12 protein-coding genes are annotated in these 15077 nt (G+C 67.1%); all 12 read left to right on the top strand.

Annotated elements, in window-relative coordinates:
• Window position 1 precedes the first annotated feature (1 nt).
• Entirely contained in the window at window positions 2-430 is a 429-nt protein-coding gene (locus AB7P10_RS14250; protein ID WP_428294503.1) for a PaaI family thioesterase, read from the top strand.
• A 25-nt stretch (window positions 431-455) separates the two neighbouring features.
• Window positions 456-1472: an NADP-dependent oxidoreductase gene (locus tag AB7P10_RS14245; RefSeq protein WP_428294502.1), complete on the top strand. Its 1017-nt coding sequence runs from the start codon at window positions 456-458 to the stop codon at window positions 1470-1472.
• A 20-nt stretch (window positions 1473-1492) separates the two neighbouring features.
• Window positions 1493-3133, top strand: a complete 1641-nt coding sequence (locus AB7P10_RS14240; protein ID WP_428294501.1) for an isovaleryl-CoA dehydrogenase — start codon at window positions 1493-1495, stop codon at window positions 3131-3133.
• 36 nt (window positions 3134-3169) lie between these two features.
• On the top strand, window positions 3170-4105 hold the full coding sequence (locus tag AB7P10_RS14235; protein ID WP_428294500.1) for a glutathione S-transferase family protein: 936 nt from the start codon (window positions 3170-3172) through the stop codon (window positions 4103-4105).
• Entirely contained in the window at window positions 4102-4563 is a 462-nt protein-coding gene (locus AB7P10_RS14230; protein WP_428294499.1) for a GNAT family N-acetyltransferase, read from the top strand. The genes AB7P10_RS14235 and AB7P10_RS14230 overlap by 4 nt, the downstream gene beginning before the upstream one ends.
• A gap of 134 nt (window positions 4564-4697) precedes the next feature.
• Entirely contained in the window at window positions 4698-5603 is a 906-nt protein-coding gene (locus AB7P10_RS14225; protein ID WP_428294498.1) for an SDR family oxidoreductase, read from the top strand.
• A gap of 29 nt (window positions 5604-5632) precedes the next feature.
• Window positions 5633-6190: a methylated-DNA--[protein]-cysteine S-methyltransferase gene (locus AB7P10_RS14220; RefSeq protein WP_428294497.1), complete on the top strand. Its 558-nt coding sequence runs from the start codon at window positions 5633-5635 to the stop codon at window positions 6188-6190.
• A gap of 171 nt (window positions 6191-6361) precedes the next feature.
• Window positions 6362-11098, top strand: a complete 4737-nt coding sequence (locus AB7P10_RS14215) for a hemagglutinin repeat-containing protein (RefSeq protein ID WP_428294496.1) — start codon at window positions 6362-6364, stop codon at window positions 11096-11098.
• Window positions 11050-12384, top strand: coding sequence for a hypothetical protein (locus tag AB7P10_RS14210; RefSeq protein WP_428294495.1), 1335 nt, complete (start codon window positions 11050-11052; stop codon window positions 12382-12384). Before AB7P10_RS14215 ends, AB7P10_RS14210 begins: the two co-directional genes overlap by 49 nt.
• Window positions 12375-12602: a hypothetical protein gene (locus AB7P10_RS14205; protein WP_428294494.1), complete on the top strand. Its 228-nt coding sequence runs from the start codon at window positions 12375-12377 to the stop codon at window positions 12600-12602. The genes AB7P10_RS14210 and AB7P10_RS14205 overlap by 10 nt, the downstream gene beginning before the upstream one ends.
• On the top strand, window positions 12599-12880 hold the full coding sequence (locus AB7P10_RS14200) for a hypothetical protein (RefSeq protein WP_428294493.1): 282 nt from the start codon (window positions 12599-12601) through the stop codon (window positions 12878-12880). Before AB7P10_RS14205 ends, AB7P10_RS14200 begins: the two co-directional genes overlap by 4 nt.
• 73 nt (window positions 12881-12953) lie before the next feature.
• On the top strand, window positions 12954-14768 hold the full coding sequence (locus tag AB7P10_RS14195) for a hemagglutinin repeat-containing protein (protein ID WP_428294492.1): 1815 nt from the start codon (window positions 12954-12956) through the stop codon (window positions 14766-14768).
• The last annotated feature ends 309 nt before the right edge of the window (window positions 14769-15077 follow it).

Below are 15077 nucleotides of genomic sequence, written 5' to 3'. Positions count from 1 at the left end.
CATGAAGTTTTCCGTCCGCATCCCGTTTGTCGAACTGCTCGGTTTCGAGCTGCAGCGCATGGAGGCGGGCGAGGCCGAGATCACGTTCACGCCCACGGGCGAACACCTGAATTCTTTTGACGTGGTGCACGGCGGCGCGAGCATGACCTTGCTGGACGTGGTCATGGCGCATGCGGCGCGATCGGTGCAGACCGACATGGGCTGCGTCACCATCGAGATGAAGACCAGCTTCATGCGCGCGGCGCGCGGACCGCTCACCGCCCGGGGAAAGCTCCTGCACCGCACCGCCACCATGGCTTTCACCGAGGCCAGCCTCTTCGACGCGGCCGGCAAGCTCTGCGCCCACGCCACCGGCACCTTCAAGTTCGTGCCGCGCCTGCCCACCGGGCCGGGCAGCACGCAGCCCCTCAACCGCATTGCCACCGACTGACCCTCTTTCCCAACGGAGACTCACCATGCCCGCCAACCAGCAGATCCTTCTCGACAACCGCCCGCAGGGCGAAGCCACCGTGGCCAACTTCAAGCTGGTCACCACCCAGACGCCCGCCCTGGCCGACAACCAGGTGCTGGTGCGCCACCATTACCTGAGCCTGGACCCGTACATGCGCGGGCGCATGAACGACAGCAAGAGCTACGCCGCCTCGCAGCCGTTGGGCGAGGTGATGATTGGCGGCACCGTGGGCGAGGTGGTCGAGTCGAAGCACCCCAAATTCCAGGCCGGCGACAAGGTCGTGGGCATGGGCGGCTGGCAGGAATACAGCGTGGTCGACGCCGGACAACCCGGCGCGCTGCGCAAGGTGGACACCACGCACGTGCCGCTCTCGCACTACCTGGGCGCGGTCGGCATGCCCGGCGTGACGGCCTGGTACGGCCTGGTGAAGATCATCAACCCCAAGGCGGGTGACACGGTGGTGATCAGTGCCGCCACGGGCGCGGTGGGCAGCGCCTTTGGCGCGCTGGCCAAGGCGCGCGGTTGCCGCGCGGTGGGTATCGCCGGCGGGCCCGACAAATGCAAGTATGCGGTGGAGGAACTCGGTTTCGACGCCTGCATCGACTACAAGGTGCACAAGGACATGTACTCACTGGCCAAGGCACTCAAGGAAGCGTGCCCCAGCGGCATCGACGGCTACTTCGAGAACGTCGGCGGCATGATCCTGGACGCGGTGCTGCTGCGCATGAACGCCTTCGGCCGCATCGCCGTCTGCGGCATGATCGCCGGCTACGACGGCCAGCCGCTGCCACTGGCCAACCCCGCGCTGATCCTGGTGAACCGCCTCAAGGTCGAAGGCTTCATCGTCAGCGAACACATGGAGGTCTGGCCCGAGGCCCTGACCGAGCTGGGCACGCTGGTGGGCACGGGCAAGCTGCGCCCGCGCGAGACCATCGCACAGGGCATTGCGTCCGCACCCGAGGCCTTCCTCGGTCTGCTCAAGGGAAAGAACTTCGGCAAGCAGCTCGTGAAACTGATCTGACGTTTTCGCAGGAGGCGCCCATGTCGACCACGCACGAGGTGTTCAATCAACCCGCGCCGCTGGTGGACGTGAACCTGTTCGCCACCAACCGGGCGATGCAGGCGGCGCTGGCGTTCAACGCACCCGCGCTGGACACCACGCCGCTGCATGCGCTGGGCGCCGTGGTGGGGCGTGGCGACATGCAGGTGCACGCGCGGCTGGCCAATGTGCACACGCCGCAACTGAAAACGCACAGCCGTTTCGGTCACCGCATTGACCAGGTGGAGTTCCACCCGAGCTACCACGCGCTGATGAACGAGGCGGTGGGTGCGGGCCTGCATGGAACGCCCTGGGGAGGGGGGTCCCCGAGCCCGCACGTTCTTCGTGCCGCCGGCTTCATGCTCTTCACCGAGCTCGAGCCCTCCATCCTCTGTCCCATTTCCATGAGCTACGCGGTCGCACCCGCGCTCAAGGACAACCCGGCCATCTACCAGGACTGGGCGCCCGGTCTGACCAGCCGCGCCTACGACCCCGAGCTCAAGGTCTGGCGCGACAAACCCGGCCTGACCATGGGTATGGGCATGACGGAAAAGCAGGGCGGCTCGGACGTGCGGGCCAACACCACGCGCGCCGAGCCCGCCGGGGCCGACGCCTGGGGCCAGCGCTTCAGCGTCACCGGCCACAAGTGGTTCTTCTCGGCGCCCATGTGCGACGCCTTCCTGATCCTGGCGCAGACCGCCAGCGGCCTGAGCTGCCTGTTCCTGCCGCGCGTGCTGCCCGACGGCACGATCAACGCCATCCGCATCCAGCGCCTCAAGGACAAGCTGGGCAACAAGGCCAACGCCAGTTCCGAGGTCGAATTCCATGGCGCCAGCGCCTGGCTGGTTGGCGAAGAGGGGCGTGGTGTGCCGCAGATCCTGGCCATGGGCACCATGACGCGGCTGGACTGCGCGCTCGGCACCAGCGGCCTGATGCGCCAGGCGCTGTCCATCGCGCTGAACCACACCACGCAGCGCAAGGCCTTTGGCAAGCTGCTCGTCGACCAGCCGCTGATGAAGAACGTGCTGGCCGACCTCGCGCTGGAATCGGAGGCAGCCACCGCGCTCGCCCTGCGGCTGGCGCGCAGCTTCGACCGCGCGGGCGATCCGCACGAGCAGGTGATGACGCGCCTGCTCACCCCGGTGGCCAAGTTCTGGATCTGCAAACGCGGCAGCCATTTCGCGCAGGAAGCCATGGAGTGCCTGGGCGGCAACGGCTATGTGGAGGAGGGTGGCGAGGGCATCATGGCGCGCATCTACCGCGAGATGCCGCTCAACTCGATCTGGGAAGGCGCGGGCAACATCATGGCGCTGGACTTGCTGCGCGCGCTGCGCAAGGCCGATGTGGCCGCTGCGCTGGCCCATGAGCTCGCGCCCGCGCGCGGCATGCACCCGGCACTGGACCACCTGGCCGAGCGCCTGCCCCTGAGGGTGGAAGAGATGGCCACCGAGATGGAAGCCCGGCGCCTGGCGCAGGACGTGGCGCTGGCGGTGCAGGCCGCGCTGCTGGCGCAGACCGCGCCAGCGGCCGTGTTCGGCGCCTTCTGCGATTCGCGCCTGGGCGGGCAGTGGGGTCACAGCTTCGGCTCGCTGGGCGCCGGTGCCGATTTCGACGCCATCATCCAGCGTGCGCTGCCACACTGACCCCGCACACCGCTGAACCTGCACACCGGAGACCGCATGTCCCTCCTCATCCTGCACCACTACGCCACCTCGCCGTTCTCGGAGAAGGTGCGCCTGATCCTGGGCCACAAAGGCCTGGCCTGGCAGAGCGTGAACATCCCGCGCATCATGCCCAAGCCGGACGTGGTCGCGCTCACCGGTGGCTACCGGCGCACGCCTTTCCTGCAGGTCGGCGCCGACATCTATTGCGACACGGCGCTGATCTGCGACGTGCTTGAACACCGCCAGCCCGAGCCCACGCTGTACCCGGCCCACCTCAAGGGCATGGCGCGGGTGCTCGCCCAGTGGGCGGACAGCACCCTGTTCTGGGCCGCCATGGGCTACAACCTCAGCCCCAAGGGCGCGGCCGCGATGTTTGCCGGCCAGCCGCCCGAAGCGGCCCAGGCCTTCGCGGCCGACCGCGGCGCCATGCGCGGAGGCATGACCGGCCTGCGCGCCGGCGATGCCACCTCGGCCTACCGCAGCTACCTGCGCCGGCTCTCCACCATGGTGGAGATGCACCCCTTCCTGCTGGGCGATGCGCCCTGCGTGGCCGACTTCGCCGCCTACCACCCGCTGTGGTTCAGCCGCGTGGTCAATCCCGCCGTGGCCGGCATCCTGGACGCCACGCCGCACGTGATCGAGTGGATGGACCGCATGGCCGCCATCGGCCACGGGCGGATGGCCAAGCTCAGCGCCACCGAGGCCATTGCCATCGCCGCGGAAGCCGAACCCGCGGCACTGACCGACGACACCTTCCAGGACGACCACGACATCGCGCTGGGCAGCCGCGTCACCGTGGCGGCGGAGTCGTTCGGCCAGGAGCCGACCGAGGGCATCCTGCGCGCGGCCACGCGCACCCGCTACACGCTGGAGCGCACCGACGAGCGCGCCGGCCTGTTGCACGTGCACTTCCCGCGCATCGGCTACGTGTTGAGGGAAGTGCGCGCTTGAGCCCTGCAGAGAGTCCGATCACCTGGCGCTGCCTGCCCTTCGATGCCCTGCATGCCCGCACGCTCTATGCCCTGCTGCAACTGCGCACCCAGGTGTTCGTGATGGAACAGGGTTGTCTGTTCCAGGACATGGACGGTGCCGACGCACAGTGCTTTCACCTGCTCGGCGAGAGCGCGCAGGGGCTGATGGCCTATGCCCGCCTCGTGCCTGCCGGCCTGAAGTTCGCAGAGGCCAGCATCGGCCGCGTGATCACCGACGCGCGCGCGCGCGGCACAGGCCTGGGGCATGTGCTGGTGCGCGAGGCGGTGCAGGCCCTGCATGGCCTGTGGGGCGTGCAGCCCATCCGCATCGGCGCGCAGGCGCGCCTGCAGGCCTTCTACCGCCAGCACGGCTTCGAGCCCGACGGCGAGATCTATCTGGAAGACGGCATCGACCACATCGAGATGGTGAGGCAATGACACCCCCCTGCGTCGCTTCGCGCCTTCCCCCCAGGGGGACCACACCTGGGCCCGGCGAAGCCGGTTCCGCGGTGTGCGCTGGAAGGTGTTCGCACTCGCGTGGCATGAATGACTTTTAACGACAGGAGACACCGATGATTCAGGATTTCAAGGGCAAGACGGCGGTGCTCACCGGCGCCGGATCGGGCTTCGGCCTCGAATGCGCGCGCATCGGCGCGCAACGGGGCATGAACCTCGTGCTGGTCGACGTCCAGCAGGACGCGCTGGACAAGGCCACGGCCGAGATCGAGGCCGCGGGGGTGCGCGTGCTCTCGCGCAAGGTGGACGTGTCGAACCAGGCGCAAATGGAGGCCCTGGCCACCGACGTGCAGAAGACCTTTGGCGCGCCGCACTTCGTCTTCAACAACGCCGGCGTGGGCTCGGGCGGCCTGATCTGGGAGAACTCGGTCAAGGACTGGGAATGGGTGCTGGGCGTGAACCTCTGGGGCGTGGTGCACGGCGTGCGGCTGTTCACCCCCATGATGCTCGAGGCCGCGAAGAAGGACCCCGCCTGGCGCGGCCACATCGTCAACACCGCCAGCATGGCCGGGCTGCTCACGCCGCCCAACATGGGCATCTACAACGTGAGCAAGCACGCCGTGGTCAGCCTGACCGAAACGCTGTACCAGGACCTGAAGCTCGTGAGCGACCAGCTCAGCGCCAGCGTGCTCTGCCCGTACTTCGTGCCCACGGGCATCAGCCAGAGCCACCGCAACAAGCCCGCCGAACTGGCCGACGAGAAGCCCACGCAAAGCCAGCTGATCGGCCAGGCCATGAGCGACAAGGCCGTGAGCTCGGGCAAGGTCTCGGCGGCCGACGTGGCGCAGCTCGTCTTCGACGCCATCAGCGCCGACCGCTTCTACATCTTCAGCCACCCGCGCGCGCTGGGCAATGTGCGCGCGCGCATGGAAGGCATCGTCAACATCACCAACCCGGCCGACCCGTTCCTGGAGCGACCGGAAATCGGCATCGGCCTGAAGGCGGCCCTGCGCGCCGCTTGAGCGCCGCCTGAACAGCGCATGACACGACCATGGGCGAGGGCGGCCACACCCTGTTCCCCACCGCCATCGGCGACTGCGGCATCGCCTGGGGGCCGCGCGGCATCGTGGCGGTGCAACTGCCCGAGGCCGACGCTCCCCGCACCCGCGCGCGCCTGCTGAAAGGCCTGCCCCCGCTGCCCGAGGTGGCCCGGCCGCCCGCGCCCGTGCAGGCCGCCATCGAGGGCGTGCAGGCCTTGCTGGCAGGCCACTCGCGCAGCGACCTGCGCGAGATCGAACTCGACATGCGCCAGCTCACGCCGTTCCAGCGCGCCGTGTATGCCATCGCCCGCGCCATACCGCCCGGACAGACGCGCACCTACGGCGAGGTGGCGCACGAACTCGGCGACCCGAACCTGTCGCGCGCCGTCGGGCAGGCCTTGGGCCACAACCCGTTCGCACCTATCGTGCCGTGCCACCGGGTGCTCGCGGCGGGTGCCCGCGCGGGCGGCTTTTCTGCGGGTGGCGGTGTGGCGACCAAGCTGCGCATGTTGGCGATCGAAGGTGCACGGCCTTCGGGCACGGCTTCCTTGTTTGAGGACTGGGGATAAACCTTCTGCGAAGGGAGCGGCTGAAATCATGCTTGTGAGCATGTGACCTAGGCCCCTGAACCCGAGACGGTGTCCCGGGCTTCTAAAAATATAGTGCTTGTGAAGTATTTCCCTGGGGCCGAGCCTCGGTTGTGATGCCCGCTGATCACAACAATCTCCAGGGAGTTCTTCATGAACAGAAAGCGTCACCGCGTGGTGTTCAACGCCGCGCGCGGGCTGCGCGTGGCCGTGGCCGAGTGCGCGCGCTCGTTCGGCAAAGCCACCACCACCACCGTCTGCGCTGCCGTGGGCTTCTTCACCCCACCGCTGATGGCCCAGATCGTGGCCGACCCGAGCGCCCCGGGCACCCAACGCCCCACCGTGCTGGCCGCGCCCAACGGTGTGCCGCTGGTCAACATCACCACACCCAGCGCCGCCGGCGTCTCGCGCAACACCTACAGCCAGTTCGACGTGCACGCCCAGGGGGCAGTCCTCAACAACAGCCGCACCGACACCGCCACCCAGCTGGGCGGCTGGGTGCAGGGCAATCCCTGGCTGGCCACCGGCGGCGCGCGCGTGATCCTCAACGAGGTCAACAGCAGCCAGCCCAGCCACCTTGGCGGGCACGTCGAAGTGGGTGGCCAGCGCGCCGAAGTGGTCATCGCCAACCCGGCGGGCATCGAGGTCAATGGCGGCGGCTTCATCAACGCCAGCGGCGTGACGCTGACCACCGGCGCGCCGGTGATGAACGCCGGGTCGCTGGAATCGTTTCGGGTGCAGCGCGGCCAGGTGCGGATTGAGGGGCTGGGGCTGGACACGCACACGGCCGAACACACCAGCATCCTGGCGCGCGCGGTGCAGGTCAACGCCGGCATCTGGGCGCAGGCGCTGACGGTGGTGGCGGGCGCCCATGGCGTTGCGGCCAGCACCGGTGCTGCAGCCGCTGCGGGTGCGGTTGTTCCCCAGCCCACGCCCATCGCCGGCGCCGGCCCGGCACCCAGCTTCATGCTCGACGTGGCGGCCCTGGGCGGCATGTACGCCGGCAAGATCCACCTCGTGGGCAGCGAAGCGGGGCTGGGGGTGAACAACGCCGGCACGCTCGCCGCCGACACGCAACTCTTTCTGCACACCAATGGCTGGCTCACCCAGGGCCCGGGCGCGCGTGTCTATGGCGATGACATCCACCTCCAAGCCCAGGGCGTGCGCAACGAGAACGGCGCGGTCATCGCCGCGCGCCAGCATCTGGCCATCGACGCCACGCAGATCCACAACACCGAAGGCGCCGAACTGCTGAGCCTGGGCGGCATGGAGCTGCTGGCGAGCGAGCGCATCGAGAACCGCTCGGCGCGCATCGAAGCCCTGGGCGGGCTGGAGATCGCCACCCCGGTGCTCGTCAATGCCAACGACCACTTCCAGACCGAACTCGTTGCCCAGCCCGGTGAGCGCTACCTGCGCCTGCGCCACGGTGGCAGGGACTACGAGCAGCACGAGCTGGGCCTGAACTTCGACCGCCTGGACCACTACGCCGACGTGGCCAGCTGGCGCGTGCTGCTGCCCTCGGCCGACTACCCGTTTGCCGACTACCCCGCGCTGGCCCGTCTGTGGGCCGTGCCCGCAGGCAACTGGGCTGAACACTTCGAAGTCCAACTCAGCCGCACGCAGGAACAACCCTGTTCCGAATGCAACCCCGTCGAGCGCGACACCTACGCCCCCAGCCACGCCATCTGGCAGCACTTCGGCGTGGCCCCGCCCGGTTCGGCCCCGGTGTACACGGGAGCCGACTGCAACGACGAAAACGCCAGCTGCTCACACCCGCAATGGGCCGAATACGCGGCCTGGCAAATCCAGCTGGCCCAGTACAACGCGCACAAATACCAGCAGCAGAACGCGCTGGACCAGCGCATAGAGGCCTACAACGCCAGCGTGCGCGCGCGAACCCTCAGGGACTGGGTCGTGATCGACGCCACAAGAACCGAGTACATCCCTCACGTGGTCAGCAGCGCGCCCGGGCAGATCGTCTCCGGTGGCGACATGCGGCTGAGCGTGGGCACCGAGCTTGTGAACCACAACAGCGAGATCCTCGCCGGCGGCACCTTGAACGTCTCGGGCGCGGCGCTGGAGAACCGCGGCAGCGACGTCATCGCGCGCACCGAACTCAGCGGCCAGGCGGTGCTCAGCCAATACCACGACGACGGCTTGTTCAACAATGACGACCGCCACTATCACCACAGCCCCTACCAGGCGGCGCAGGAGCGCGGCCAGCCCGTCAACGTCGCGCGCAGCGCAGGCGGGCAGGCCATCGCGCCCCTGGACAGCGCCGGCCTGTTTCAGCCCAGCCCGGACCCGCAGTCGGCTTACCTGATCGAGACCGATCCGCGCTTTGCCGACCTGCGCCAGTGGCTCGGCTCGGACTACCTGCTCAACGCCCTGGCCGTGGAGCCGGGCAGTGTGCACAAACGCCTGGGCGACGGCTTTTACGAACAGCGCCTCATCCGCGAGCAGGTGGGCCGCCTCACGGGGCGGCGCTTCCTGGGGGCGTACCACGACGACGAAGCCCAGTTCCTCGCCCTCATGAACGCGGGCGCCACCTTCGCCCAGACCCATGAGCTGCGCCCGGGCATCGCGCTCTCGAGCGCACAAGTCGCCGCCCTCACCAGCGACATCGTCTGGCTGGTCACGCAGACCATCACCCTGCCCGACGGCGGCACCCGGCAAGCCCTGGTGCCGCGCGTGTACCTCGCGCCCCGCGCGGGCGACCTGGCGCCGGGCGGCGGGCTCATGGCCGGCCAGGCGTTGCACATCAAGGTGAGCGGGGACGTGCTCAACAGCGGCACCCTGGGCGCGCGGCAACTGGTGCAGATCGACGCCGGGGGCGACATCGGCCACGGAGGAACCGTCACCACCGAAGGCGCAGCCTTGCTGAGCGCCGGGCGCGACCTGAGCGTGCGGGGCGGTGAGATTCGCGCGAGCGACGCGATCGGGCTGCAGGCCGGGCGCGATCTGCAGGTCGCCAGCACGGCCCGCACCACAGCCACGCAGGTGGGTGTCAACGCCTTCGAGCGCACCGGTATCGAGCGCGTGGCCCGCCTGCACGTCAGTGCAGATGCAGGCGTCCTCCTCGCCCAGGCCGGTCGTGACATCACACTCACCGCCGCACAGATCACCAGCGACGCGGGCGATGGCAGCACCCGGTTCATCGCGGAGCGCGACCTCCGTCTGGACACCGTGCGCACCCGCGCCACCGACGAGTTGCACTGGAACCCGGACAACCGCCAGCGCACCGCGCGCACCGGGGACGTCGGCACCCACATTGACAGCGCAGGGGTCTTGCAACTGCAGGCCGGGCGCGACCTCAGCGCCCACGCCGCGAACGTGCAAAGCGAAGGCAACCTCACGGTGCAGGCGCGGCGCGACGTGCAGGTGAGCGCGGGTGAGCAGACCCTGGACTTCGCCGACGCCCACCACAAGCGCTCCAGCGGCTTTCTCTCCAGCAGCAGCCTCACCACGCGCAGCACCATCAACACCCGCGATGCCATCGCCAGCGAACTCGGTGGGCACACCGTGGACATCCGCGGCGCACAAGACCTCACGGTGCACGGCTCGAACGTCATCAGCGACGCAGGGACGTACCTGCAAGCCGGTGGCGACGTGCGCATCAGCGCCGCGCCCACCACGGCCAGCAGCACGGAGTTGCGGCAGCAGAAAAGCAGCGGCCTGATGGACACCGATGGCGGCTTCATGCTGGGCAGCCAGCAACACAGCAGCGAACAGCAACGCAGCGCGCTGGGTGCGGCCGCATCCACCGTCGGCGCCATCGAGGGCGACGTGCGCATCGCCGCGGGCCAGCGCTACCAGCAGGTGGGTTCGGACGTGCTCTCGCCGCAGGGCGACATCGACATCCGCGCGCAGCACATCCAGATCACCGAAGCTCGCACCCGCGAGCGCAGCCGCCGGGAAGACAAAGCCCGCCAGAGCGGCATCAGCGTGGGCGCAGGCGGCGCCTTCGTCGAGGCCGTCCAAAGCGTCGGCAACACGCTGGAGGCCACCGACAAGACCGAGAGCACCCGCATGAAAGCGCTGGGCGCCACGGCCGCCGGCATGCAGGCCTACAGCGCCGGGGCCGCCATCGCAGCCGACCCCGGCAGCGCCGTGGGCATCACCTTCACCCTCGGCTCGAGCAGCAGCCAGCACACGCTGGAGCGCGAGGAGGACAACGCCCGCGGATCGACCCTGAGCGCCGCTGGCGAAGTGCGCCTGATCGCCCGCGGACCCACCGTTCACCCTGAGCTTGTCCAAGAGCCTCCCACCGCGGCCGGTGACATCCTCGTGCGCGGCAGCCAGGTCAAGGCCGGTGAGGCCGTCCTCCTCAGCGCAGACGGCGACATCGACCTGAGCGCGGCGACAAACACCGCGCAAGAACGCAGCCGCAGCGAGCACAGCAGCGCCAGCGTGAGCGCCACCTACAACGGCAGCTGGTCCTTCAGCGCCAGCGCCAGCGCGGGCAAAGGCGCGGGCGACGGGCAAGAGGCCAGCCACAACAACACCCGCATCGAAGCGGGCCAACTCGTGCAGCTCGAATCCGGTGGCGACACAGCCCTCGCCGGCGCGGTGGTGGCCGCGGACACGGTCAAGGCGAGGGTGGGTGGCCACCTGCGCATCCAGAGCCTGCAAGACACCAGTGTGTGGCGCGAAGCGAGCTCACAAAAGGGTGGTTCGGCCAGCAGCGCGGGCGGGTCAGCGCGAGCGCGAGCCGCACCAGGATCGAGGCCGAACACAGCTCGGTCCGGGAGCAAAGCGGCATCCGCGCCGGCGACGGCGGCTTCCAGGTCGAGGTCACAGGCCAGACCGAGCTCAAGGGCGGCGCCATCACCAGCACACAGGTGGCCGTCGATCTCAACCGCAACCGCTTCGAGAGCGAGGGCGGCGTGACGCTCGCCGATGTGCAGAACAACGCCCGCTTCGAGGCCAGCAGCGTGAGCGTGAGCGCTGGTGTGGGCAGCCAACTGGGCAACAGCGGTGCGGGCGTTGGCACAGACAAGGGCTCGACCCGCAGCACCACAGTCGCCGCCATCTCCGGCATCGCAGGCCACACCTCCGCGCGCACCGGGGATGCCGAAACCGGCCTGCTGCCCATCTTTGACAAGGCGCGCGTGAAGGCCGAGGTCGACGCACAAGTCGCCATCACCCTGGCCTTCACCCAGGCCGCACCCAAAGCGGTGGCCAGCTACGCGGGCAGCCAGGAGCGGGCGATCAAGCAAGCACTTGAAACCGAAACCGATCCGGCCAGGCGGGCCGAACTGCAAAGCGAGCTCACGAAGTGGGAGGAAGGCGGGCAATACCGCGTGGCCTTGCATACCGTGGCCGGCGCGCTGGTGGGTGGCGTCGGTGGCGCGATGGGTGCGGCCGCCAGCAGCGCAGGCGCCAACCTGCTGGGGGATTTGCAGGACGGCATCGAACAAGGCTTGAAAGACCTGGGCGTCAACAGCGCGCTGGCCAAGGGCATTGCGCAAGGCGCGACCGCGCTCACGGCCGCCGGTATGGGTGCTGTCGTCGGTGGCGGAGCCGGCGCGGCGACGGGTGCATCGGTCGATGCCAACAACCGGCAACTGCATCCGGATGAGAGAAAGCTCGCCCAGGAGTTGGCCGAGAAGAGCAAGGGCAGGTACACGGCTGAGCAGATCGAAAATGCGCTGCGCAACGCGGGCAACACCCAAACCGGAGAAAGCGTGGTCGCCGGCATGGTGGTGGACCCAGCGCAGCGAGACGCCATCTACGACAAGGGCGCCGTGTGGACGGTGGGAGAAAGCGGCACGCTGGTGCAGGTGCTCCCGCCACAACCCGATGCGGAACTGGTCGTCTACATCAGGCAGAACACCGGTCAGACCTATGACTGGTACACGCCATCACGCGGTGGCATCGCCAACGACCCGAACATTCCGCGAGATCGCCTGACGGGCCGGCCGCTGGATGACCAGGGCCGCTACAGCCAGACGGTGGTGCTGGATGGCAAGGTATATGAGCCGAAATACCACCCGTGTGCTACCACCGATTGCATTCGTACGGGCGCCAACCTCGACATGGCTGATCCGTCGTCGCAGGCTTATGTAAAGGCGCTGGATAAACAGGTGTTCAAGGACATTGGCAAGGGGGCGACGGTGGGGTCGTTGGTGACGCCTGTGGGGGTGCCGGGGCGGTGCTTGGAGGAGTGGGGCTGATTGCCAGTGCTGGTGAAGCCCTTACAGGCAGTTCCCTGACTGACCAGTCGCTGAGCGAACTGTCACAGCGTGGTGGGCAATGGTTCTTCGAGAACGTGCTGCAATATCCGACAACTGATGCTACGCGAGCCGTTGCTCTCATTGAACTTGCCGGTGGATGGGATGCGTTTGTGAAGCGCGTAAAAGCAGATTTGTTTCGATTGGAGGAAGAGAAATGAAGCACCTGTACATGCTTGCTGCTGTGATAAGTATGCTTTCCGTTGCACTATTCCCATCGACCAACGAGTATGAACTGTGTGGATTTATTGGCGTATCGATGTATCTGACCTGGAACCTCTATGCTTTTCTCAATGGCAGAAGGATGTTTCCTCCAATGAACTACAAAATCGACTTCTCCGCTGGTGGTGATAAAGCCGCGCGTACATACTTGGCTACCCTTTGCTTGATCCTACTTGCCATAGTCAATGTCATCTGGATAGGCCAACGAACTGCTTGACAGAGTTTCGTAACTGCGGCGACGTGACCATCACCGCCGCCCTGCGACACCTGGCTCAGAAAAAGTGGCGGAAGTGGCCGCTGAGTCCGTCCTCCTCAGCGCAGACGGCGACATCGATCTGAGCGCGGCGAGGAACACCGCGCAAGAACGCAGCCGCAGCGAGCACAGCAGCGCCAGCGTGAGCGCGACCTACAACGGCAGCTGGTCCTTCAGCGCCAGCGCGCAGTCGGGCCAAGGCGCGGGCGACGGGCAAGAGGCCAGCCACCACAACACCCGCATCGAAGCGGGCCGACTCGTCCAGCTCGAATCCGGTGGCGACACAGCCCTCGCCGGCGCGGTGGTGGCCGCGGACACGGTCAAGGCGACGGTGGGTGGCCACCTGCGCATCCAGAGCCTGCAAGACACCAGCGTGTGGCGCGAAGCGAGCTCACAAAAGGGTGGCTCGGCCAGCAGCGCGGGCGGTGCCAGTGCAAACGCGAGCCGCACCAGGATCGAGGCCGAACACAGCTCGGTCGCTCAGCAAAGCGGCATCCGCGCCGGCGACGGCGGCTTCCAGGTCGAGGTCACAGGCCAGACCGAACTCAAGGGCGGCGCCATCACCAGCACACAGGTGGCCGTCGATCTCAACCGCAACCGCTTCGAGAGCGAGGGCGGCGTGACGCTCGCCGATGTACAGAACAACGCCCGCTTCGAGGCCAGCAGCGTGAGCGTGAGCGCTGGTGTGGGCAGCCAACTGGGCAACAGCGGTGCGGGCGTTGGCACAGACAAGGGCTCGACCCGCAGCACCACAGTCGCCGCCATCTCCGGCATCGCAGGCCACACCTCCGCGCGCACCGGGGATGCCGAAACCGGCATCGCCACCATCTTCGACAAGGACAAGGTGCGCGACGAAGTCCAGGCGCAGGTCGTCATCACCAAGGCATTCGGGCAGCAGGCGGTCAAGGCGGGTGCGCAGTTCGCGGACTCAAAAGCCATTGAGCTGCGCCGTCAAGGCAACGAAGCCGAAGCCCGCAAGTGGGACGAAGGCGGTGAATACCGCGTGGCCATGCACACAGCCATCGGCGCGCTCGGTGGCGGCGTGGCCGGTGCCGTCGGCGCGGGCGCCGGCGCGGCAGTGATCCCCACCATCGGCGAGGCCATCGCCGGCATGAACTTGCCCGAGCCTGTACGCCAGGGCCTGACGCAGGTGGCGGGCGCGGTTGTGGGCTCGGCCACGGGTGGCACGGCGGGTACAGCCGCCTCGCTCAACCAGACCGCGCTCAACTACGTGAGCCACAGCCCGTATGCCCGGGTGCGCCAGCTCGTCAGCCAGGAGAACGCGCGATTGACCAACGCCTGCGGTGCAGCCTGCACCGCGGAGGACTTCCGCCGCATCGACCAGCAGGTGGCCACGCTGGAGCGCGCGGGGAACCTCGCCGAGATCGCACGGCACAGCGGGCTGACACCCGAACAGGGCCAGCAGTTTGCACAACTGACCACCGAATTGCTGCCAATCTACGGCAGTGCTGAGTCGGTTGCGCAACTGATCACCGGCAAGAGCACGCTCACCGGTGAAGAGGTCAGCCGTTTCTGGGCGGCCGTGGGCGTGGTGCCTCTGGCAGGTGGTGCAATCAGGAAGCTTGCAGAACCTTCAGAAGAGTTCATTGCAGCCGTCATGCGGAACAATGTCTACCGCGACGGAGGCGACCCTGAATACGTTTCCAGGATGTTTCAGGAGGCGGCCAAAAATTCAACCAACAATGCCCATAGCTCGGTGGTGGTTCTTGGCCGCTATCTGCCTGACAATGTCAATTCATACGAGCAGGTAGCACAACGAATGGGCGCCACCTACTTTCAAATGCCCGATTGGGATGAGGTTTCCGGAATTATTGGTTCAGGTCAAATGTGAAAAATCAACAAGGCCTTCCTCGATCAACAAATTCAGAAAAGCAAGAGTTTCATATTCACTTCCGATCCATCCAAGTTTCCAACAGGTACCTTTGGCTCAAAGGAGTACAATTATCTCATTGAGCAGGGCTTCAATTTCAAGGAAAGTGAAGGATTATTTTATGCAGCTAAGTAATTCACGAGAAGATCTCGAAAAACTAAGGGTGCTTATTCTTCGCTACTACAAAGATCGTGGTAGATCGGTGTTCGATATCGCGATCACCCCGAAGCCTCTTGACCAGAGTCAAGGGTGGTACTCATGGGAGTTTCT

The organism is Hydrogenophaga sp. (assembly GCF_050182545.1).
Classification (GTDB): Bacteria; Pseudomonadota; Gammaproteobacteria; order Burkholderiales; family Burkholderiaceae_C; genus Hydrogenophaga.
This window is presented reverse-complemented; position numbering and strand designations above follow the sequence as displayed.

Excerpts from the sequence above, each read along its gene's own strand:
- AB7P10_RS14225 (WP_428294498.1), top strand. The coding sequence starts at position 4,698 with ATGATTCAGGATTTCAAGGGCAAGACGGCGGTGCTCACCGGCGCCGGA.
- AB7P10_RS14245 (WP_428294502.1), top strand. The coding sequence starts at position 456 with ATGCCCGCCAACCAGCAGATCCTTCTCGACAACCGCCCGCAGGGCGAA.
- AB7P10_RS14240 (WP_428294501.1), top strand. The coding sequence starts at position 1,493 with ATGTCGACCACGCACGAGGTGTTCAATCAACCCGCGCCGCTGGTGGAC.
- AB7P10_RS14220 (WP_428294497.1), top strand. The coding sequence starts at position 5,633 with ATGGGCGAGGGCGGCCACACCCTGTTCCCCACCGCCATCGGCGACTGC.
- AB7P10_RS14235 (WP_428294500.1), top strand. The coding sequence starts at position 3,170 with ATGTCCCTCCTCATCCTGCACCACTACGCCACCTCGCCGTTCTCGGAG.
- AB7P10_RS14215 (WP_428294496.1), top strand. The coding sequence starts at position 6,362 with ATGAACAGAAAGCGTCACCGCGTGGTGTTCAACGCCGCGCGCGGGCTG.
- AB7P10_RS14250 (WP_428294503.1), top strand. The coding sequence starts at position 2 with ATGAAGTTTTCCGTCCGCATCCCGTTTGTCGAACTGCTCGGTTTCGAG.
- AB7P10_RS14200 (WP_428294493.1), top strand. The coding sequence starts at position 12,599 with ATGAAGCACCTGTACATGCTTGCTGCTGTGATAAGTATGCTTTCCGTT.